The organism is Novosphingopyxis iocasae, assembly GCF_014334095.1.
GTDB lineage: Bacteria > Pseudomonadota > Alphaproteobacteria > Sphingomonadales > Sphingomonadaceae > Novosphingopyxis > Novosphingopyxis iocasae.
This window is the reverse complement of record NZ_CP060495.1, coordinates 1,389,868-1,408,353: the sequence shown is the minus strand read 5'-3', so window position 1 is coordinate 1,408,353 and position 18,486 is coordinate 1,389,868. Positions and strand designations below refer to the sequence as shown.

General features: G+C 67.2%; 18 protein-coding genes. 9 read left to right on the top strand and 9 right to left on the bottom strand.

Features of this window, described 5'->3' with window-relative positions; translation table 11 throughout:
- The first annotated feature begins 7 nt into the window (after window positions 1-7).
- From H7X45_RS06660 to H7X45_RS06645, 4 genes are all read left to right on the top strand, one after another.
- Window positions 8-1,402, top strand: a complete 1,395-nt coding sequence (locus H7X45_RS06660; RefSeq protein ID WP_246449778.1) for an MATE family efflux transporter — start codon at window positions 8-10, stop codon at window positions 1,400-1,402.
- Window positions 1,399-3,837: an ATP-dependent helicase HrpB gene (hrpB, locus tag H7X45_RS06655; protein ID WP_187336717.1), complete on the top strand. Its 2,439-nt coding sequence runs from the start codon at window positions 1,399-1,401 to the stop codon at window positions 3,835-3,837. Before H7X45_RS06660 ends, hrpB begins: the two co-directional genes overlap by 4 nt.
- 312 nt (window positions 3,838-4,149) lie before the next feature.
- The gene (locus H7X45_RS06650; protein WP_187336716.1) at window positions 4,150-4,428 is read left to right on the top strand and encodes an ETC complex I subunit; all 279 of its coding nucleotides are present in this window, start codon (window positions 4,150-4,152) and stop codon (window positions 4,426-4,428) included.
- A 73-nt stretch (window positions 4,429-4,501) separates the two neighbouring features.
- Window positions 4,502-4,786 (top strand): UvrB/UvrC motif-containing protein, encoded by a 285-nt coding sequence (locus tag H7X45_RS06645; protein WP_187336715.1) that lies wholly within the window; start codon window positions 4,502-4,504, stop codon window positions 4,784-4,786.
- 34 nt (window positions 4,787-4,820) lie between these two features.
- On the opposite strand, the gene H7X45_RS06640 is transcribed toward H7X45_RS06645, so the two are convergent.
- From H7X45_RS06640 to H7X45_RS06620, 5 genes are all read right to left on the bottom strand, one after another.
- A complete protein-coding gene (locus H7X45_RS06640) occupies window positions 4,821-5,489 on the bottom strand; it encodes a hypothetical protein (RefSeq protein ID WP_187336714.1) in 669 nt (222 codons plus the stop codon).
- A gap of 105 nt (window positions 5,490-5,594) precedes the next feature.
- Window positions 5,595-6,128, bottom strand: coding sequence for an NUDIX hydrolase (locus H7X45_RS06635; protein ID WP_187336713.1), 534 nt, complete (start codon window positions 6,126-6,128; stop codon window positions 5,595-5,597).
- 11 nt (window positions 6,129-6,139) lie between these two features.
- On the bottom strand, window positions 6,140-6,823 hold the full coding sequence (locus tag H7X45_RS06630) for a TPM domain-containing protein (RefSeq protein ID WP_187336712.1): 684 nt from the start codon (window positions 6,821-6,823) through the stop codon (window positions 6,140-6,142).
- On the bottom strand, window positions 6,823-7,713 hold the full coding sequence (locus tag H7X45_RS06625) for a TPM domain-containing protein (protein WP_187336711.1): 891 nt from the start codon (window positions 7,711-7,713) through the stop codon (window positions 6,823-6,825). The genes H7X45_RS06630 and H7X45_RS06625 overlap by 1 nt, the downstream gene beginning before the upstream one ends.
- A complete protein-coding gene (locus tag H7X45_RS06620) occupies window positions 7,713-8,318 on the bottom strand; it encodes a LemA family protein (protein ID WP_187336710.1) in 606 nt (201 codons plus the stop codon). The genes H7X45_RS06625 and H7X45_RS06620 overlap by 1 nt, the downstream gene beginning before the upstream one ends.
- Window positions 8,319-8,446: 128 nt before the next feature.
- Here H7X45_RS06620 and mscL point away from each other — a divergent pair, with 128 nt between their 5' ends.
- Window positions 8,447-8,908 carry a large conductance mechanosensitive channel protein MscL gene (gene mscL / locus H7X45_RS06615; protein ID WP_187336709.1) on the top strand — a complete coding sequence of 154 codons (462 nt, stop codon included), beginning with the start codon at window positions 8,447-8,449 and terminating at the stop codon, window positions 8,906-8,908.
- A 6-nt stretch (window positions 8,909-8,914) separates the two neighbouring features.
- On the opposite strand, the gene H7X45_RS06610 is transcribed toward mscL, so the two are convergent.
- Window positions 8,915-10,300, bottom strand: a complete 1,386-nt coding sequence (locus H7X45_RS06610) for a protein adenylyltransferase SelO family protein (protein ID WP_187337020.1) — start codon at window positions 10,298-10,300, stop codon at window positions 8,915-8,917.
- Window positions 10,301-10,338: 38 nt separating this feature from the next.
- Here H7X45_RS06610 and H7X45_RS06605 point away from each other — a divergent pair, with 38 nt between their 5' ends.
- The 3 genes from H7X45_RS06605 to H7X45_RS06595 all read left to right on the top strand — a co-directional run bounded on the left by H7X45_RS06605 (window position 10,339) and on the right by H7X45_RS06595 (window position 13,932).
- A complete protein-coding gene (locus tag H7X45_RS06605; RefSeq protein ID WP_187336708.1) occupies window positions 10,339-11,214 on the top strand; it encodes an alpha/beta fold hydrolase in 876 nt (291 codons plus the stop codon).
- On the top strand, window positions 11,211-12,356 hold the full coding sequence (locus tag H7X45_RS06600) for a glycosyltransferase family 4 protein (RefSeq protein ID WP_187336707.1): 1,146 nt from the start codon (window positions 11,211-11,213) through the stop codon (window positions 12,354-12,356). Before H7X45_RS06605 ends, H7X45_RS06600 begins: the two co-directional genes overlap by 4 nt.
- A 172-nt stretch (window positions 12,357-12,528) precedes the next feature.
- Entirely contained in the window at window positions 12,529-13,932 is a 1,404-nt protein-coding gene (locus H7X45_RS06595; RefSeq protein WP_187336706.1) for an NAD(P)H-dependent flavin oxidoreductase, read from the top strand.
- Between the two features lie 9 nt (window positions 13,933-13,941).
- Here the strand turns inward: H7X45_RS06595 and H7X45_RS06590 are convergent, their stop codons facing one another.
- Together H7X45_RS06590 and H7X45_RS06585 are read right to left on the bottom strand one after the other, a co-directional pair.
- On the bottom strand, window positions 13,942-15,210 hold the full coding sequence (locus tag H7X45_RS06590) for an ammonium transporter (RefSeq protein WP_187336705.1): 1,269 nt from the start codon (window positions 15,208-15,210) through the stop codon (window positions 13,942-13,944).
- Window positions 15,211-15,465: 255 nt separating this feature from the next.
- Window positions 15,466-16,464: a 2-hydroxyacid dehydrogenase gene (locus H7X45_RS06585; RefSeq protein WP_187336704.1), complete on the bottom strand. Its 999-nt coding sequence runs from the start codon at window positions 16,462-16,464 to the stop codon at window positions 15,466-15,468.
- A gap of 121 nt (window positions 16,465-16,585) precedes the next feature.
- Between H7X45_RS06585 and H7X45_RS06580 the strand changes: the two genes are divergently transcribed.
- Complete coding sequence (locus H7X45_RS06580) at window positions 16,586-17,080, top strand: SH3 domain-containing protein (protein ID WP_187337019.1); 495 nt, start codon at window positions 16,586-16,588, stop codon at window positions 17,078-17,080.
- A gap of 104 nt (window positions 17,081-17,184) precedes the next feature.
- On the opposite strand, the gene H7X45_RS06575 is transcribed toward H7X45_RS06580, so the two are convergent.
- Window positions 17,185-18,375, bottom strand: coding sequence for a thiolase family protein (locus H7X45_RS06575; RefSeq protein WP_187336703.1), 1,191 nt, complete (start codon window positions 18,373-18,375; stop codon window positions 17,185-17,187).
- Window positions 18,376-18,486: the final 111 nt, after the last annotated feature.

Below are 18,486 nucleotides of genomic sequence, written 5' to 3'. Positions count from 1 at the left end.
GCCGGACATGAACGACATCGCTGCCACCCGCCCCGCCGGATCGTTCCGGCGCGAAGGCCTCATGACGCTGCGCCTGGCGCTGCCGCTCGTTATCGGCAATCTGGCGCAGGCGGCGATCAACACCACCGATGTGGTCATCCTCGGACGTTACGACGTCGATGCGCTGGCCGCGGCGGCGCTCGGCGTGAACCTCTATTGGGTGTTCGGCGTGTTCTGCATGGGGCTGGTCACCGCCGCCTCTCCGCTGATCGCGGCGGAATATGGACGGCGCGCGAACAGTGTGCGCGATGTGCGCCGCACGGTGCGTCAGGCGATCTGGGCTTCCGCCGCCATCTGCGTGCCCGTCTGGGCGATCCTTTGGAATGCGGAGGCCATCTTCCTCGCCCTCGGCCAGACCGCCGATCTTTCCGCCGCCGCCGCGCCGTTCGTGCGTATCGCGATGTGGGGGCTGTTCCCCTGGCTCGTCGGCCTGATCCTGCGCTACTATGTCACGGCGCTGGAGCGCCCGATGTGGGGCGTCTACATCATGGCGGTGGGGCTGATCTTCAACGCGGTTGCTTGCTGGGCGCTGGTGTTCGGTCATCTGGGCCTGCCCGAACTCGGCCTAGAGGGCGCGGCGATCGCGAACGCACTGTCGCAGCTCGTCCTCGGCCTCGGCGGCGCGCTCGTGGTGACCGGTGTACGCCGCTTCCGCCGTTATCGCCTGTTCGGCAACTTCTGGCGGCCCGACTGGCCGCGCTTTCGCGCCATCTTCGCCGTGGGCCTGCCGATCGCCTGCACCTATGCGATGGAAGTGACCGTGTTCTCCGCCGCGGTGTTCCTCATGGGCCTGATCGGCCGCGCCTCGCTCGCCGCTCATAGCGTCGCCATCCAGATCGCCGCGCTCGCCTTCATGGTGCCGCTGTCGATCGGGCAAGCGGCGACGGTGCGCGCGGGCATCTTCCACGGGCGGCGCGATCCTGCCGGCCTTTCGCGCGTCGGCAAGGTGGCGCTGGCACTGGGCCTTGCTTCGGCGGCTTTCTCCTCGGCGCTGATGTGGCTGATCCCCGGTCCGCTGGTCGGGCTGTTCGTGCAGCCGGTGACGCCAGAAGATGCCGAGGTGTACCGGCTCGCGGTCGCCTTCCTTGGCGTGGCCGCCCTGTTCCAGCTGGTGGATTCGCTGCAGGCGGTGGGGGCAGGGCTGCTGCGCGGCATCCAGGACACGCGGGTGCCGATGGTCTTCGCAGCGCTGGGATACTGGGCGATCGGCTTCGCGCTGGGCTGGTTCCTGGCGTTCCATGCAGGCCTCGACGGGGTCGGGGTGTGGCTAGGCCTCGCGGGCGGGCTCGCGGCGACAGCGGTGCTGATGTGCGGACGCTGGTTCCTGCGCGAAAGGCTCGGCCTGACGACGAGCGAGGCGTGAGCGCGCTGCCGATCGAGGCGGTGCTGCCCGATCTGAAGGCGGCGCTGCGCGCGGGCACCAATGCCGTGCTGGTCGCGCCGCCGGGGGCCGGCAAGACGACGATGGCAGCGCCCGCCTTGCTCGGTGAGGAATGGTGCGACGGCGAGATCTGGCTGCTCAGCCCGCGGCGGCTGGCGGCGCGCGCGGCGGCGGAACGCATGGCGGAGCTGGCCGGGGAGCCGGTGGGGCACACCATTGGATACGCCACCCGCATGGACACGAAGCGCTCCGCGAGCACGCGCATTCTGGTGCTGACCGAGGGTATCTTCCGCAATCGCATCATCGCCGATCCGGAGCTGACCGGCATCGCCGCCGTGCTGTTCGACGAGGTGCACGAGCGCAGCCTCGACAGCGACTTCGGCCTTGCGCTCGCACTCGAAGCCCAGGGGGCGTTCCGGCCGGACCTGCGCCTCCTTGCCATGTCGGCCACGCTGGACGGGGCGCGCTTCTCCGCGCTGATGCATGGCTGCCCGGTGATCGAGAGCGAGGGGCGCAGCCATCCGCTGGAGCTGATCCATATCGGCCGCCGCGCCGAACGGCGCATCGAGGACGAGATGGCGGGCGCCGTGCTGCGCGCGCTGGCCGAGCGCGAGGGCGACCTGCTCGCCTTCCTGCCGGGCGTGGGCGAAATCGATCGGACGGCGGATCGGTTGGCCGAGCGCATGCCTTCCAGCGTCCGCGTGCTGCCGCTCCACGGCTCGCTCGATCCGGCGGAGCAGCGCGCGGCGATCCGGCCCGATCCGGAGGGGCGGCGCAAGGTGATCCTCGCCACCAGCATCGCGGAGACCAGCCTCACCATCGATGGCGTGCGCATCGTGGTCGACAGCGGCCTCGCGCGGCGGCCCCGGTTCGACCAGGCGGCGGGCACGCCGCGGCTGGTGACCGAGCGGGTGAGCCGGGCAGGCGCGATCCAGCGCGCAGGCCGCGCGGCGCGGCAGGCGCCGGGCACGGCGTACCGGCTGTGGGAGGAGGCGGCGACCGGCGGTCTGATCCCGTACGACCCGCCCGAGATCCTGGAGAGCGACCTATCGCCGCTGGTGCTCGACTGCGCCAAGTGGGGCGAGGCCGACCCGGCTGCGCTGCGCTGGCTCGACCCGCCGCCCGCCGCCGCGCTCGCCCAGGCGCGCAAGGCCTTGCAGGCCATCGATGCGCTGGACGACACCGGCCACATCACCGCGCATGGCGAGACGCTGGCTGCGCTGCCGATGCCGCCGCATCTGGCGCACATGCTCGTCATCGCAGGGGCGCATGGCCAGGCGGAGGAGGGCTCGCGCGTCGCGGTGTTGTGCCAGGAGCGCGGACTGGGCGGTCGCGGCGAGGACCTGGAGGCGCGGCTGCAGCGCTGGCGCGGCGAACGCGGGCGTAAGGCGGAGGCGGCGCGCGGGCTCGCCAAGCGATGGGCGGCGCTGGTGCCGGCAGGGCAGGACGAAGCGCTGTCGATCGGCGCGCTGGTGGCGCTGGCCTTCCCGGACCGCGTGGCGCGGCGGCGGGGCAGCGACGGAGTGGAGTGGATCGCAGCGGGAGGTCGCGGCTTCCGGCTCGATCCCGCATCGCCGCTGGCCCGCCACGCGTGGCTGGCCGTGGCCGACGTGCAGGGGGCGGCAGGCGGGGCGCGCATCCTCTCCGCCGCGCCGGTGGAGGAGGAAGAGTTGCGGCGGCTGTTCGTGGGCCGCATCGAGACGCGTCGCACCGTGCGTTTCGATGCCAAGGCTGGCCGCATAGAGGCGCTGCGCGAGGAGCGGCTGGGCGCGATCGCGCTCAGGCGCGGGCAGGACGATTCGCCCGATCCGCAGGCGGTGCGCGCCGCGCTGCTGGAGGCGGTGCGGAGCCATGGCCTCGGGCTGCTGCCCTGGGGCGCGAAGGCCGAGGCGCTGCGCCGCCGCGCCGCCTTCGCCGGATCGGAGGCGCTGACCGAGCCTGCGCTGCTGGAGGCGCTGGACCGGTGGCTGGAGCCGCTGCTGGACGGCGTCACCCGCTTCGACGCGCTGGACCGCGGCGCGCTGCACGGCGCGCTTGAAGGGCTGCTCGGCTGGGACGAGAGCCAGCGCATCGCTGCCGCCGCGCCGCCCGAGTTCACCACGCCCGCCGGCACCACCCATGCCATTGACTATGCCGCTGAGGCCGGGCCGACCGTGGAGGCGCGGGTGCAGGCCTTCTACGGACTGTCAGAGCATCCCGTGGTGGGCCGCCCGCCGGTGCCGCTTGTCCTCTCGCTGACCAGCCCGGCGGGCCGCCCGGTGCAGACGACGCGCGATCTGCCCGCCTTTTGGCGCGGCAGCTGGGTGGACGTCGCCAAGGATATGCGCGGGCGTTACCCCAAGCACCATTGGCCGGACGACCCGGCCAGCGCGGTGGCGAGCCTGAAGACCAAGCGCGCTCAGGCGCGCGGGGGCTAGCTTCACACGGCTTCACACTGTCCTGAGCGGGGAAGTGGGGGCGCCGGAATGCCCTAATTCTATTCGTCATTGCGAAGAGCCGGAGGCGACGCGGCAATCCAGGGCGGATGCAGCGCTGCGCACGCCCTGGATTGGTTGACCTGCGGTCGCCTGCGGCCCGCTTCGCTCGCAATGACGTAGGGAGAGGCGGAGCGCTTTGCATCTCCCCAACCTGCCGCCCGATCTCCTACATTGCCAGAACAAACACCGAACTCGCACCCGCCGCGCCCGATCCATCTTGATTTTGCGCCGCGCCGGGGGCAGGGAAAAACCATGACCGCCCGCATCTATCAGCGCCCCAAAAGCGCCATGTCCTCCGGCCGCGCGCTTACCGACCGCTGGATTCTGGAATATGATCCGGCCGAGGCGAAGCGCCCCGATCCGCTTACCGGCTGGGCTGGTTCAGGCGATACCAAGCAGCAGCTCACGCTGCGCTTCCCCAGCTGCGAGGCGGCCAAGGCCTATGCCGAAAAGAACGGCATCGAGGCGCATATCGTGCAGACGCCCACCAAGACGCTGAAAATCCAGGCCTACGCCGACAATTTCCGCTGATCGCGCGGCGGCCTGCGCCGCACTCTGCGATCACGAATGCAGCGTCCGGGCGCGCGATGCGTTGTGGGGGTGCATGACCGAAACGATCGAACAATTGCGTGACGAAATGCGCCGCGCCGCTGCGGATGACGATTTCGAGCGGGCCGCGCGCCTGCGCGACCGGATCAATCTGCTGCGCGGCGGCGCCGATGGCGAGGACGTCGCAAAGGCTGATACCAGCGGCATCACGCGGCAGAAGCCGGGCGCCATGGGCTTGGGCACCAGCCGCCAGAGCGTTTCCCCGCCCGAGGGCTGGAAGCCGCCCAAAAAGCCCGATCCGATGACCAGCGGCCGCAGCAAGCGGCGCGGCGGGAAATAGCTATCATGCCCGCGCCGTGCTTGTGAAACCCGCGCTATTCCACGCGGAAGTCGAGAAGCGTGAAGCGCGCTGGCCCGGTTGCATATACTCCATGACCACGACCGCTCGCCGAGCCGAATACCAGCCCAATATTGTCGATGTCGGCCAGGGCGCTTTCGAACATTTGCGGATATTGCGCGCCGCTTTTGCCGTAAACCGAGCCCCAGGCTCCATCCAGTGCGACCCGCATTTCGTGAACGCCCGGAGCAAGCGGCTGAACAGTGGCGGGAGGGGCGTACCAGCGGAAGAACTGGTAAGGTCCCTTCGCACGCCAATTGTCGCCGCGACGCTGAAAATATAGCGAGACCGTGGCTGTTTCAGACGGCGTTTCCTGCGCGATGAAGCGCGCGCCGGGCGCGGCGTCGATCCGGTATCGTACGATGATGTGGCGCGCGCCTACCAGAGGGCGGGAGCGCGTAGTCACATAATGAAGCTCGCCGGGCTGGCGAGGATCGGGAAAATCGATCGACCAGCCACGCGCGGTGCGCTCGGGATGGCGCGGCAGGTTTACCGAATAGTTTCGGCCATCGATGACGGGACCGATGTCCCAGTCCACCGCTGCTCCTCGCGTCTGGGCGGAAGCGGATGTGGCGGCGGACGGTGCGAGCGCCAGGCCGGTTCCGGTGGCGATGAGCGCGGCGGTGCCGATGAGCCAGGTTCGCATGTCGGTCTCCCTGTGAAAGTTCAGGGCAGTATTGTTCAGGCTTCTTTGATCTAAGCTGAACATGCGGATGGGCGTAATCACAGCGCGCGATGGCCGACCTTAGGTTCAATCGATCCAGTCGGCCATCAGCAGGCTCATCACGCGCACGTCGATGGCGACGCCGCGCGCGCGGGCGGCGGCCACGAAATCCTCGACTCGGCCGAGCGGTACGCGATGGACGGTAATGTCTTCGGACCCGACGCCGCCGCCTTCGCCGATCTGGGTGAGCCCGTGGGCGCGCACCAGCGTGAAGCTCTCGCTCATCATGCCGGGTGAGGAGAAGAACTCGCCGAGCGACTCCATTTCCTCCGCGCGATATCCGGTTTCTTCCTCCAGCTCGCGCGCGGCGGCTTCCAGCACGTCCTCGTCGCCCGAATCCTCATCGCCGACGAGCCCGGCGGGCAGTTCCAGACAGGGCTTGCCGAGCGGCACGCGAAACTGCTCGACCAGCAAGATCTCGCCCTCGTCCACCGCCAGGATGACGGCGGCGCGGATGCCGCGCGGGCGGCCGACATATTCCCACGTGCCGCGCTGGCGCACGACGATATAGTCCCCCTCCCACTGCGTGCTTTCGGGCTCTTCCATCATCTGTTCGTTCATGGGGGCAGCGCTCATAATTCGATCAGGCGGTCCGGCAATTCATTGGGATTGCCTTCGCTCTTGGGGAAATGTTCGGCCAGGATCGCGCCGACCTGCTCCACTGCGGCGATCATGCCCTCGGCGGGGCGATCCTCCTTCACCTGGTCGATCAGCGCGGCCATCGCCTCGGCCCATCGGGCGGGCTCCACCTTTTCGGCAATGGCGCTGTCCGCGACGATCTCGGCGCGGTGCTCCATGGTCGAAAGATAGAGGAGGATGCCGGTGCGCCCGTCGGTGCGGCTTTCGGTGCCCACGCGGAACAATTGCACGGCGCGCGCACGGACGCGGTCTTCCTTCACATTAGGGGGCGTGAGGAACAGCCGCAGGTTCATATTCTCCAGCATCAGCGTGGCGACGAAATAGAGGAACACCGCCGTCGCCGCGATCGCGGTGAGGAGGGCTGCCGGGCTGTAATCCTGGGACCAGCCGCTGCTGACCAGCTCCATCGCGCCGCGCCAGAAACCGGGCGCGATGGGAAGAGCGATGAGGAACAGGAGAGCCATCGCCGCCGCCCAGCGGCTGGAAATGTCCTGATAATGATCGGACAGTTCGCTGACGATGGTCACGATCTCGCCGTCGCTGTGCCGTTCGGCGTTCGACACGGCATCGCTGATCCTACGATGGTCCTCGGCGGAGAGCTGAATGGTTCTGGCCATCACCAGCCCCCCGATGCGCCGCCGCCGCCGAAGCTGCCGCCGCCGCCGGAGAAGCCGCCGCCGCCAAGGCCCCCACCGCCGCCGAAGCCTCCGCCGCCGAAGCCGCCGCCGCCATGCCGTCCGCTATCGCCCATGCCGCTGAGTATGCCCCACAGGATCACATCGCTCATCCCCGCGCCGCGGCGATAGCGCGAACGGCGTCCGCGCCCGCCTGCAATCAGCGGACCGATGAACATGAAGGCGAAGAAGCCCAGCCAGATCAGGCCCGCCCAGGGGAAGCCGCCTTCCTGACGCTTACGCGCCTGCGCATCGGCTGCGGCCACGCGCTTGCGCGCTTCCTCGGGCGGCAGTTCGAGCTGGCTGGCGATGGCTTTGACGCCGGCCTGGATGCCGCCCGAATAGTCGCCATCGCGGAATCTGGGGATGATGACGCCCTGCACGATGGTGCTGGCGAGCGTATCGGTCAGCACCGGTTCCAGGCCGTAGCCGACTTCGATGCTCACCTGCCGCTCCTCCGGCGCGACGAGCAGAAGGACGCCGTCATTATTCTCTTTGCTGCCGATGCCCCAGGTGCGGCCAAGCTGATAGCCGAAATCTTCGATCGGATAGCCTTGCAGGCTGGGCACGGTGGCGACCACGACCTGACGCCCGGTACGCAGCTCGAGCGCGGCGAGTTGCTGTGTCAGCGACACCTCGTCGGCATCGTCGAGAATCCCCGCCTGATCGACCACGCGGCCGGTGAGCTTGGGAAAGTCCTGTGCCGCAGCGGGGGTGAGGGCGGCGAAGAACAGCGCGAAAAGGAGCAGGAACCGCGCCGCCAGCCCCTGTGCTGCGGCGAAGAGGTGTCCTTCCCCCACCCGGGGGGAAGGGTTGCTGTTTGCTTCACCCATCAGCTCTTGCCGAAGACTTCCGGGGCCTTTTCCGCGCCGGCGTCGGCCTCGAAGGGCACGAGCGGCTCGGCGCCGTGGATGATCTTCGCGCCGATGATGTCCGGGAAGGTGCGGATGGTCGTGTTATACTCGCGCACCGCTTCGTTGTAGTCGCGCCGGGCGATATTGATGCGGTTTTCGGTGCGCTCCAGCTCGTTTTGCAGAGCCAGGAAGTTCTGGTTGGACTTGAGGTCCGGATAAGCCTCGAAGCTCGCCAGCAGGCGGCCGAGGGACTGGCCGAGCTGCCCTTGCGCCTGCGCGAAATTCTGCAGCGCCTGCGGATTGTCCAGATCGTCGGCGTTCACCTGCACCGATGTGGCGCGCGCGCGGGCCTCGGTCACCTCGGTCAGCACGTTGCGCTCCTGCTCGGCATAGCGCTCGGCGGTGTTGGCGAGATTGGGGATGAGGTCGGCGCGGCGCTGATAGGCGGCCTCCACATCGGCCCAGCGCGCCTTGGCGTTCTCTTCGGCGGTCGGCACGCTGTTGATGCCGCAGGCGCTGAGCAGGCTCGCGGCAAGCGCGGCGATCAGCAGCTTGGGTAAAAATTTCGGAAGGGCAGGTCGCATGGATCGTCCTTTCGTGGAAATGCGTTGGGCCCATCTAATCGCAAAGACCCATGGCCCGCCACCGCCAATCGACAAGCGGCGGCCGGGGCGGCATAAACATATGACAGGATTTCAGCAGGGAGACCCGAATGTTCGCCGAGTTCAAGAAATTCGTCCTGCGCGGCAATGTGCTCGATCTGGCGGTGGCCGTCATCATCGGCGCCGCGTTCGGCAAGATCACCACGTCATTGACCGAGGACGTCATCATGCCGGTGGTCGGCGCGATCTTCGGCGGCTTCGACTTCTCCCGCTATTTCATCCAGCTTGGCCCGGTGCCAGAGGGGTATAAGGGTTCGCTCACCAACTATGCCGAGCTGAAGGAAGCGGGCGTACCGCTGCTGGGATACGGCCAGTTCGTCACGGTAACGATCAACTTCCTGATCCTGGCCTTCATCATCTTCCTGCTGATGCGCAGCGCCAACAAGATCATGTCCGAGTTCGAGAAGAAGGACGAGGCAACGGCCACGCCGGGCCCGAGCGAGGTGCAGCTGCTGAAGGAAATCCGCGACGAGCTGAAGAAGCGCAACGCGGCCGATACGCCCCCGGCCTGACCTGACCTAGTCCCGGTAAGCCGCGCCCATCGCGCGGATCGCAGCGACCTTGGCGGTGAGCGGGGCCCAGTCGTCGTCCTCGGCGATGCGTGCCCAGATCGCCTCCACCTCCTCGATATGCATCGAGCAGGGCTCGCCGGACCAGTAGGCGTGGGTGCGAGCGCGGGCCGGTTCATAGGCGGAGGCGCGGGTGCGGAAATGGGCGAAGGCTTCGCCAGCATAGGCCGGATCGACCCACTGCGGGCGGCCCATCCAGTCGAAGAAGAACCGGTCGATCAAAACGCCGCTTTCGGTCAGCGCCTTTTCGGCTGCGGCGACGAGGTGCAGGTCTTCCTCGCTCCCGCGCGGGGCGAAGCCGAGCCGCCACAGGAACTGGGAGACGAAATGCTCCCGGTAGCGGTCCGGGAAGCGATCGAACGCGGCCTTCAGCGGGTCCGATTCGCCGATGAGCGTCAGGCATCCTGCCAGCTGCGCCAGGTTCCAGTGGATCGCCTCGGCCTGCCGCCCGAAGGCATAGAGCCCGCCTTCATCGAAATAGGCGGCGGTGAAGCCCGGCGTCCATTTCGGGGTGAAGCGCCAGGGGCCGTAATCGAAGCTTTCGCCGGTGATGTTGATATTGTCGCTGTTCAGCACGCCGTGGACGAAGCCCGCCACGGTCATACCCGCCGCCTGCCGCGCACAGGCGTCGACCGCGCGTTCGAGCAGCGCGGCACCGGGATCGTCTACATCCGGCGCGCCGTAATATTGGTCGAGGCAGTAGCGCGTCAGTTTGGCAACGAAATCCTCGTTCCGCTCGAACGCCGCGCGCTGGAAGGTGCCGATGCGGATATGGCTGTGCCCCAGCCGCACGAGCACGGCGGAGCGGGTGGGCGAGGGCTCGTCCCCGCGGTGGAGCTGTTCGCCCGTCTCGATCAGCGAGAAGGTCTTGGACGTCTCCACGCCCAGCGCCTCCAGCATTTCCGTCGCCATGATCTCGCGCACGCCGCCCTTCAGCGTCAGCCGACCATCGCCGCGGCGGCTGTAGGGCGTAGTGCCTGATCCCTTGGTGGCGAGGTCCAGCAGCCGCCCTTCGCCGTCGCGCAGCTGCGCGAAGAGGAAGCCGCGCCCGTCGCCGATTTCCGGATTGTACACGCGGAACTGGTGCCCGTGATAGCGCAGCGCCAGCGGCTGAGGCAGATTGTCCGGCAGCGGCTCGAACCGCCCGAAATGGCGCACCCAGTCTTCGTCCGACAGGCTTTCCAGCCCCACCGCAGGGGCCCAGCGATCGTTGCGAAAGCGCAAGACGGTTTCGGGAAAGTCGGCCGCCGTCACCGGATCGCCGATCGCATCGCCAAGACTGGCGATTTGAACGTCGGGCCTATAGGGAGCGGGTTTCGGTTCAATCACATCCATGCCCTGCGAACTGGGCATGGCCGGGGAGAATGGCAAGCATGGCCGCATATTCGGACGGCTACTGGTGGTCGCGCGACGGGCTTCGGCTCCACTATCGGGATTATGGCGCCAACAGCGCTTTGCCGCCGGTGATCTGCCTGCCGGGCCTTACCCGCAACGCGCGCGATTTCGAGGATCTGGCCGCGCATCTCGCGCCGGGCTGCCGGGTGATCTGCCCCGAATATCGCGGGCGGGGCGAGAGCGCCTATGCCAAGGACGTGATGACCTACATGCCGCTCAGCTACATGCAGGATATCGAGGCGCTGCTGGAGGAACTGCACGTCACGCGCTTCGCCGCCATCGGCACTTCGCTGGGCGGGATCGTATCGATGCTGCTCGCCTCCACCTGGCCCAAGCGCGTGGAGGGCGTGGTGCTGAACGATGTCGGCCCCGAAATCGCGCCCGAGGGGCTGGCGCGCATCCAGGGCTATGTGGGCGAGGGGCGCAGCTTCGACAGCTGGGCTCATGCCGCCCGCGCGCAGGAAGAACTGAACGGGGAAATCTACCCCGCCTGGCAGCTGGCCGACTGGATCCGATTTGCCAAGCGCACGCACAAGCTGAACGCCAAGGGCCGCGTGGTGCAGGATTACGACACGCGCATCGCCGAACCGTTCGAGGTGCCGGGCAGCGCCACCGGCGTCGATCTCTGGCCCGCGCTGAAGGCGATGGTGGACATTCCCGTGCTGATCGTCCGCGGCGAAAACAGCGATATCCTGTCGCCCGCGGTGGGGGAGCGGATGCTGGACATGCTGCACGACGCGCGGCTGGAAACCGTGCCCGGCATCGGCCACGCGCCGACGCTAGACGAGCCGCCGGTGCGCCGCGCGATCGACGGCTTCCTGGCGCGTATCTCGGCGGAGAGCGCCGCTTCATGAGCCGTCCCATCCGGCTGCTCCATTGCCATGGCAGCTTCGATCTTGGCGGCAAGGAAGCGCGCACCGCGCGGCTGATGAATCGCTTCGGTGCAGACGCGCACCATGTCGTGCTGGCTGCCAATGGCGAATTCGGCGCGCGCAAGGCGATCGATCCCGCCATTCAGGTGGACTTTCCGGACGATGCGCCTTCGCTGGCGGGCAAGCCCGGGCTCGGCCGCTATCGGCGGATCGGCGCCTATATGAAGCGCTTCGATCTGGTGCTCAGCTATAATTGGGGATCGATGGACGCCGTGATGGCGAACACGCTGCTCGGTTCCTCCATGGGCCTGCCGCCGCTGGTGCATCATGAAGACGGGTTCAACGCGGACGAGGCGGAGCGGCTCAGTCGAAAGCGCAACTGGTTCCGCGCGCTGGCGCTGACGCGGGCCAAGGCACTGGTTGTGCCCTCGGTACGGCTGGAACAGGTCGCGCAGTCCGCCTGGCACCAGAGTGCGGACAAGATCCACCGAATCGCCAACGGCATCGATACCGATCTGTATGAAAAGAAGCCGCAGCGCGGCGCAATCCCCGGTTTCAAGCCCGCGCGCGGCGCGGTGACCGTGGGCACGATTGCAGGCCTCCGGCCCGTGAAGCGGCTCGATCGGCTGGTGCGCGCGGTCGGCGCCGCCGGGGACGGCATCAGGCTCGTCATCGTGGGGGAGGGGCCGGACAAGGACCGGATCGCGGCCGAGGCGGCTTCGCTGAACATGACGGACCGCCTGTTGATGCCCGGCTTTCTCGATCGGCCGCACCGCTTCGCCGGGTTGTTCGATATCTTCGCGCTGTCTTCGGATAGCGAGCAGTTTCCGATCTCGGTGGTGGAGGCGATGGCCGCGGGCCTGCCCGTAGCCGCACCCGCGGTGGGCGATATTGCGGATATGGTGAGTGCGGCGAACGCCCCCTTCATCACCCCGCCGGGCGATGAGGCCGCGTTGGCGCAGGCGATCGCGACGCTCGCCGCCGATCCCAAGAAACGCGCCAGCGTGGGGGAGGCGAACCGGGCCAAGGCGCAAGCGCAGTATAATGAGGACCGGATGGTAGCGCGCTATCGCCTGCTCTACGCATCGGCGATGGGGCGGCCGGACTTCGCGCAGGGCTATTGAAGAATAGCGGCACGGCAGCTGCGTCCCTGGGGCCGGGCGGGTCGTTTCTCTTTTTGCGGGACATCGCCGCGCGATTGCCCTAGCCCGGCGCGAAATTTGCGTTTTGAGTATGGCAGCCCATGTTCGATGAGGGATCGGGCAATGGGGCCCGCCGACGGGAGAGCTAAGTACAGTGTTCAAGGGTCTGAAACCCATTCAATATGCCGGGCGCGAAGTCTGGCCGCTGATCGAAGGCGGCAAGGGCGTCTCGGCCACCAACCATGCCTCCTCCGGCGCCTGGGCGGCGGCCGGCGGCATCGGCACTGTGTCCGCGGTGAACGCCGATAGCTATGATGAGGACGGCAATGTCATCCCCCAGGTCTATGAAGGCCGCACTCGGACCGATCGCCATCAGGAGCTGATCGATTACGCGATCGAGGGCGCCGTCGCGCAGGTCGAGCGCGCGCACGAGATTGCGGGCGGCAAGGGCGCGATCAACATCAACGTCCTGTGGGAAATGGGCGGCGCGGAAGCGGTGCTCCACGGCGTGCTGGAACGCACCAAGGGCAAGGTGGCGGGCGTCACTTGCGGCGCAGGGATGCCGTACCGGCTGAGCGAGATCGCCAAGCAATATGGCGTCTATTATCTGCCCATCGTCAGTTCCGGCCGCGCCTTTCGCGCGCTGTGGAAGCGCGCCTATCACAAGGTGCCGGAGCTTCTGGGTGCGGTGGTCTATGAAGACCCCTGGCTCGCGGGCGGCCATAACGGTCTCTCCAATGCCGAGGACCCGACCAAGCCCGAGGATCCGTTCCCGCGCGTGAAGCAGCTGCGCGAGATGATGCGCAAGGAAGGGATTTCGGACGATATCCCGATCGTGATGGCCGGCGGCGTCTGGTTCCTGCGCGACTGGAACGACTGGATCGACAATGACGATCTGGGCAAGATCGCCTTCCAGTACGGCACGCGCCCGCTGCTGACGAAGGAAAGCCCGATCCCCGATATCTGGAAGGACGAGCTGACCAAGATCGAGGAGGGCGACGTGCTCCTCCACAAGTTCAGCCCCACCGGTTTCTATTCCAGCGCGGTGAAGAACCCGTTCCTGCGATCGCTGCAGGGCCGTTCGGAGCGGCAGATCCCGTTCAGCACGGAGAAGGCCGGCGAGCATACCCATCAGCTCGACGTAGGCGTGAAGGGCAAGAACTTCTGGGTCGCCGCGGGCGATCTGCTGCGCGCGCGCGAATGGGATGGCCAGGGCTTCACCACTGCACTTAAGACGCCGGACAATACGCTCGTCTTCGTGACGCCCGAAGAGCGCGCGATGATCCGCAAGGATCAGGCCGACTGCATGGGCTGCCTGTCGCATTGCGCCTTTTCCAGCTGGAAGGACCACGACAATTATTCGACCGGGCGGCTCGCCGATCCGCGGTCCTTCTGCATTCAGAAATCGCTGCAGAACATCGCGCACGGGGCCGATCCGCACGAGAACCTGATGTTCGCAGGGCATGCGGCCTATAATTTCAAGACCGATCCTTTCTATTCCAACGGCTTCGTGCCCACGGTGAAGGAACTGGTCGATCGTATCCTGACGGGGGATTGAAGTCGGAGTTCACGCAGCGGCGGGGTCGAGGCCGCGGGCCTCCTCCTCGCTGCTGACGCGCATCGGCAGCGCGGCCGAGACGGCATAGCCCAGGATCAGCGTGGCGAAGGCGGTCCAGATCGTGACCGCGCCGATGGCGACCAGCTGGATGACGAGCTGCGATCCGATCCCTGCACCCTCGGCATAGCCCACGCCGTCGAAGGCGGAAGCGGAGAGGACGGCGGTGAGGATCACGCCCACAATTGCGCCGATGCCGTGGGCGGCGAACACGCCCATCGCATCGTCGATCCCCAGCTTGCTTCGCACCAGCGCCAGCATGAAGCGGCTGGCGGGCGCGACGGCAAGGCCCAGGATCAGCGCGCCCAGCGGGCCGATCGATCCGGCGGCAGGGCTTGCGGCGACGAGGCCCGCGATGGCACCCATGGCGAAGCCGGATGGAGTGACGCGGCCCAAAGCGCGCCGGTCCAGCGCGGCCCAGACGAGCGCGGCGACCGATGCACTAAGATGCGTGTTGATGATCGCGCTGCCCGCGCCGAGGTCGGTCGCGGCGAAATCGGAACCGCCGACAAGGCCCAGCCATCCGATCCAGACGAGGCCGAGCCCGCCGAACGCGACCAGGGCCGACGATCCTTCGCGCGGCTCCTCGGCCAGCTTGCGCCGCCCGATCATCAGCGCGGTAACCAGCCCCGCGACGCCTGCGGTCAGATGGACGGTGAGGCCGCCCGCATAATCGATCACGCCCATGTCCTGCAGCCAGCCGCCGCCCATCACCCAGCGCGCGATCGGCGCGTAGACGATCAGCGACCAGAGACCCGCAAACGGCACCACCCAACCGAAGCGCGCACGCTCCGCCACCGTGCCCAGCAGGATCACCGGCGCCAGCACGGCGGGCAGCATCTGGAACAGCGCAAACACGATCTCGCCGATCGACTGCCCATCGCGCACGGCCAGCGTGTCCGCCAGCATGATATTAGCCGCAGACCCTATCCAGTTGCCGCCGTTTGCCGAGAAGGCGATCGAATAGCCGATCAGGATCCACAAGGTCGAAACCACCGCCAGCACCGCACCCGTCTGCAGCGGCATCGAAAGCCGGTTCCGCGGCGCAACGCGGCCCGCGTAGAACAGCGCGAAACCAGGGATGATGGTAGTCAGCGCGAACAGCGTTGCGGACAGCACCCAGGCGGTGTTGCCGGTATCGGTCAGCACCTCCGGCCCCTGCGCCGCGGCGGGCGCGGACAGCAGGGCGGCGGCGAGGGGGATCAGCTTGAGAGCGCGCATGGACCGGCCTTTGGACGAGAATATTCGCCTGCCGGTCTAGCGTGCGAGGCGCTGCGATTTGGTTAATCGTTCGCAGGCCAGGCGAGGGGCTCATTCTCTGTCCATTGCACCTCGCCCAAAACCCGTAAGTGCTGAGCGTGTCGAAGCACGTTTGTCGGCGGCAGCGCTAAGCTGAGAAACGCCGTTGGCCCAAGGGGCCGTCTGCGACTCCGACAGGCTCAGGGCTACGGAATTCGGGTAGGCTTGGGGGCGCTCTCAGCTCAGCCCGGTCAACACCTGGTCCGGAGGCCGGTGGCCGTCTGCCCAGATGCGGATATTTGCGATCACGCGTTCGCCCGAAGCCTCGCGCCCCTCAAACGTCGCGCTGCCAAGGTGCGGGAGCAATACGACATTGTCGAGCGCCAGCAAGCGCTCGTCCACCGCGGGTTCGTGGGTGTAGACGTCCAGCCCCGCGCCGCCGATGCGGCCCTCTTCCAGCGCCTCGATCAGCGCGCCTTCGTCCACCATCTCGCCCCGCGAGGTGTTGATGAGATAGGCGTTCGGCTTCATTGCGCGTATGCGGTCCGCGTTGATCAGCCCGCGGGTCGCCTCGGTCAGCGGCGCGTGGAGCGAGACGATGTCGCTGCGTGCGACCAATCGGTCCAGATCGGGTTCGAACGTGACGCCCAGCTCTTCTTCCAGCATCGGCGGCAGGCGGCGGCGCTTGTTGTAAAGGATCTTGAGATCGAATGCGCGCGCGCGCCGTGCCACCGCTTCGCCGATCCGGCCGAAGCCGATGATGCCCAGCGTCTTGCCGCCCACGCGGTGGCCCAGCATGCCGCTTGGCCGCCAACCCTTCCATTGCCCGGAACGCACCAGCTTCTCGCCCTCGGCCAGCCGCCGGGGGACGGACAAGATCAGCGCCAGCGTCATGTCCGCCGTGTCTTCGGTGAAAACGCCCGGTGTATTGGTGACGGCAATGCGTTTGTCCTGCGCGGCTTTCAGGTCGATGTGATCCACGCCCGCGCCGAAATTGGCGATCAGCTTCAGCCGCTCCGGCGCCGCGGCAATCAGATCGGCATCGATCCGGTCGGTCACGGTGGGGACGAGCACGTCGCAGTCCGCCATGGCGGCGGCCAGTTCTTCCCGGCTCATCTGGTGATCGTCTGCATTGAAGCTGACGTCGAACAGTTCGGCCATGCGGGCCTCGACACTGTCCAGCAATTTGGCGGTCACGATGACGCGGGGCCTGGCGATGCGCGGATGATCGGTCATGTTTCATTCGCTACTGCCCCGGCCTGGATCAGGCAAGCGCGCCAAGGATCGGACGCGGCCTTGCCGGGCGGCGGGGCGGGCCGCTATGAGGCTGGGCAGTCAGGGAGTTACCGTCCGCGTCATGCAGTTTCGATCCGCCTTCATCGCCGTGGCGCTAGCCGCCTCGCTCGTGCCCGCCGCGCAGCCGCTGCGCGCGCAAAGCGATCCGCAGACGCCCTATTGGGCGTCGATCGATGTCGACGAGGCGCGGATGCGGGCGGGGCCGTCCACCGAATTTCCGATCAAATGGCTCTACAAGCGCAAATATCTGCCGGTGAAAGTGATCGACCGGATGGAGGGCTGGCGCAAGGTGGAGGACCCGGATGGGGACCAAGGCTGGATGCACAGCCGCCTTCTGAGCGCGGACCGCACCGCCATCGTCACCGGGGCAATCCGCGCGATGCGCAGCAGCCCGGCGGCCAATTCCCGTATCACCTGGCGCGCCGAGCCGGGGGTGGTCGGCCGGATCAGCGATTGCGCGGACGGCTGGTGCCTGTTCGATGTGGCAGGGCAGACCGGCTGGATCCAGGCAGGCGATATCTGGGGCGAGGAAGAACTGATCCCGGACGAGAAGTAAGACCGCGTCGTCCGCGTCTCGATAATCCTTCTGGAGAGGCGCAAGAAAAAGGGCGGCGGGACCGATGGTCCGCCGCCCTTTCGCATTTCCAAAGCCGATAAGGCTTAGTCGATCAGCTCGACCGCCACCGCCGTGGCTTCGCCGCCGCCGATGCACAGGCTGGCGATACCGCGCTTCTTGCCCTGCGTTTCGAGCGCGCCGAGTAACGTGGTGATGATGCGCGTGCCCGAGCAGCCGATAGGATGGCCGAGCGCGGTGCCGCCACCGTTTACGTTGATCTTGTCATGGGAAATGCCGATGTCCTGCATCGCGAACATGGTGACGCAGGCAAAGGCTTCGTTCACTTCCCAAAGATCGACATCGTCGACACTCCAGCCGGCCTGATCCAGCACCTTCTGAATGGCGCCCACGGGGGCGATGGTGAATTCGGCCGGCTCCTGCGCATGCGCGGCATGGGCGACGATGCGGGCGACCGGCTTCAGGCCCTTTTCCTTGGCTTTGCTTTCGCTGGACAGGACGATTGCCGCCGCGCCGTCGCTGATCGAGCTGCTGGTTGCCGCGGTGATGGTGCCGTCCTTGGCGAAGGCGGGGCGCAGGCTGGGGATCTTGTCCGGGCGGCCCTTGCTGGGGCCTTCATCGGTGTCCACCGTCTGCTCGCCGCCGCGATTGGTGAAGGTGACCGGCACGATCTCCTTCTCGAACGCACCGCTTTCAATGGCGGCGTTGGCGCGGCGCAGCGATTCGATCGAGAACTCGTCCATCGATTCGCGGGTCAGCTGATATTTGTCCGCCATTTCCTGCGCGAAGGTGCCCATCGCGCGGCCTTCCTCATAGGCGTCTTCCAGACCATCGAGGAACATATGGTCATAGGCGGTGTCATGGCCGATGCGCGCGCCCGAACGATGCTTCTTCAGAAGATAGGGGGCGTTCGTCATGCTCTCCATGCCGCCCGCGATCACGGTGCCGACCGAGCCGACCTGGATCGCTTCGGCGCCCATGATCACCGTCTGCATGCCGGAGCCGCAGACCTTGTTGACGGTGGTCGCCTGCACGCTCTTGGGCAGGCCGGCCTTGATCCCGGCCTGACGCGCGGGCGCCTGGCCGAGGCCTGCGGGCAGCACGCAGCCCATATATATGCGGTCCACGTCGCCGCCGTCGATCCCGGCACGTTCCACTGCGCCCTTCACCGCGGTCGCGCCCAGCTCGGTCGCGCTGACATCGGACAGCGCGCCCTGCATCGCGCCCATCGGCGTGCGGGCATAGGACAGGATGACGACGGGATCGGTGCTGGACATAGGAAAAGGCCTCTCGTTCGCGTTGGTTTCGAAGGTGATATAATGGCAATGGCCGAGCGCGCAATTCGGTCCTTAGTGCGCGCACATGCCGGTAATGTTTCCGTGGGAGCG

Bases quoted from the DNA above. Each gene is read 5' to 3' on its own strand.
- H7X45_RS06605 (WP_187336708.1), top strand. From the start codon at position 10,339: ATGGCCGCATATTCGGACGGCTACTGGTGGTCGCGCGACGGGCTTCGG.
- H7X45_RS06650 (WP_187336716.1), top strand. From the start codon at position 4,150: ATGACCGCCCGCATCTATCAGCGCCCCAAAAGCGCCATGTCCTCCGGC.
- H7X45_RS06590 (WP_187336705.1), bottom strand. From the start codon at position 15,210: ATGCGCGCTCTCAAGCTGATCCCCCTCGCCGCCGCCCTGCTGTCCGCG.
- H7X45_RS06630 (WP_187336712.1), bottom strand. From the start codon at position 6,823: ATGGCCAGAACCATTCAGCTCTCCGCCGAGGACCATCGTAGGATCAGC.
- H7X45_RS06585 (WP_187336704.1), bottom strand. From the start codon at position 16,464: ATGACCGATCATCCGCGCATCGCCAGGCCCCGCGTCATCGTGACCGCC.
- H7X45_RS06610 (WP_187337020.1), bottom strand. From the start codon at position 10,300: ATGGATGTGATTGAACCGAAACCCGCTCCCTATAGGCCCGACGTTCAA.
- H7X45_RS06600 (WP_187336707.1), top strand. From the start codon at position 11,211: ATGAGCCGTCCCATCCGGCTGCTCCATTGCCATGGCAGCTTCGATCTT.
- H7X45_RS06645 (WP_187336715.1), top strand. From the start codon at position 4,502: ATGACCGAAACGATCGAACAATTGCGTGACGAAATGCGCCGCGCCGCT.
- H7X45_RS06660 (WP_246449778.1), top strand. From the start codon at position 8: ATGAACGACATCGCTGCCACCCGCCCCGCCGGATCGTTCCGGCGCGAA.
- H7X45_RS06635 (WP_187336713.1), bottom strand. From the start codon at position 6,128: ATGAACGAACAGATGATGGAAGAGCCCGAAAGCACGCAGTGGGAGGGG.
- H7X45_RS06580 (WP_187337019.1), top strand. From the start codon at position 16,586: ATGCAGTTTCGATCCGCCTTCATCGCCGTGGCGCTAGCCGCCTCGCTC.
- H7X45_RS06640 (WP_187336714.1), bottom strand. From the start codon at position 5,489: ATGCGAACCTGGCTCATCGGCACCGCCGCGCTCATCGCCACCGGAACC.
- H7X45_RS06620 (WP_187336710.1), bottom strand. From the start codon at position 8,318: ATGCGACCTGCCCTTCCGAAATTTTTACCCAAGCTGCTGATCGCCGCG.
- mscL (WP_187336709.1), top strand. From the start codon at position 8,447: ATGTTCGCCGAGTTCAAGAAATTCGTCCTGCGCGGCAATGTGCTCGAT.
- H7X45_RS06575 (WP_187336703.1), bottom strand. From the start codon at position 18,375: ATGTCCAGCACCGATCCCGTCGTCATCCTGTCCTATGCCCGCACGCCG.
- H7X45_RS06625 (WP_187336711.1), bottom strand. From the start codon at position 7,713: ATGGGTGAAGCAAACAGCAACCCTTCCCCCCGGGTGGGGGAAGGACAC.